Origin of the sequence: Alicyclobacillus sendaiensis NBRC 100866, assembly GCF_001552675.1 — a bacterium.
In the GTDB taxonomy this organism is placed as follows: Bacteria; Bacillota; Bacilli; order Alicyclobacillales; family Alicyclobacillaceae; genus Alicyclobacillus; species Alicyclobacillus sendaiensis.
On the sequence record NZ_BCRQ01000142.1, the window covers coordinates 1 to 897 of the forward strand.

Genomic DNA, 897 nt, shown 5'->3' on the forward strand with positions numbered 1-897 from the left:
TAACCGTCAACCCAATCACACCTTGACACGTGTGCCTGCCGGGAGTTGATCAAGCATCGCTCATCGGAAGATAGCTCTCGCAGGAAAATGGTGCTTCCAAAGCAAAGGCCCCGCCGTCGCCGGCAGGACCTTTGTCTGCATCTCATTCACTTTTTCACGCGAATTCCCTCAGGCAGCCCTTCGGACCAAGGCAACAGTCCCTCGAACGCTGCCTCATCCGTCAGGTCCATGTTCGGCATCCGTTCGAAGAGATACGTGAGATACGCGGTCGGATTCAGTCCGTTTTCCTTCGCTGTCTCCACGATGCTGTACGTCACAGCACTAGCCCGCGCTCCACGCGGGGTATTGGCAAATAACCAGTTCTTTCGTCCGATCACAAACGGCTTCAGCGACCGCTCGCACCGGTTGTTGTCGATTTCCAAATGCCCGTCTTCCACATACCGTACCAGCTTCGGCCACTGCTTGAGGCAGTAGCTCACCGCATGGCCCAGCGCGCTCTTCGGCAACACCTGCTGTTCCTGCTTTTCAAGCCATGCCAAAAACGCGTCCAGGATGGGCTTACTTTGCGCCATCCGCACACGTTGCCGCTCTTCTGCGCTTGCGTTCTTCAGTTTCTTCTCCACTGCGTACAGCCCGTTGCAGAAGGACAGTCCTTCTTCCGCCGCCGTCTTGCCTTTTCGCTCCTTGGGGGGCACCGCCTTCAGGGCTTCGTCGAACTTTCGCCGCGCATGCGCCCAGCATCCTACAAGTGTCACATCCGGCAAGCCCTCATAGCCCGCATACCCATCCACGTGCAGGTACCCTTGAAATCCTGCTAGGAACCGCTGCGGATGGTCCGCGCTCCGCGTTTCCTGGTAATCGTACAGGACAATGGGCGGTCCATCCATGCCGCTCCGG

Annotated in this window: 1 protein-coding gene; it reads right to left on the minus strand. The window is 58.0% G+C overall.

From position 1 onward, the window contains the following. Positions 1-146 precede the first annotated feature (146 nt). Positions 147-897 (minus strand): IS66 family transposase (tnpC, locus tag AS26_RS13625; RefSeq protein WP_157068526.1); only part of this gene is annotated, 751 nt, incomplete at its 5' end.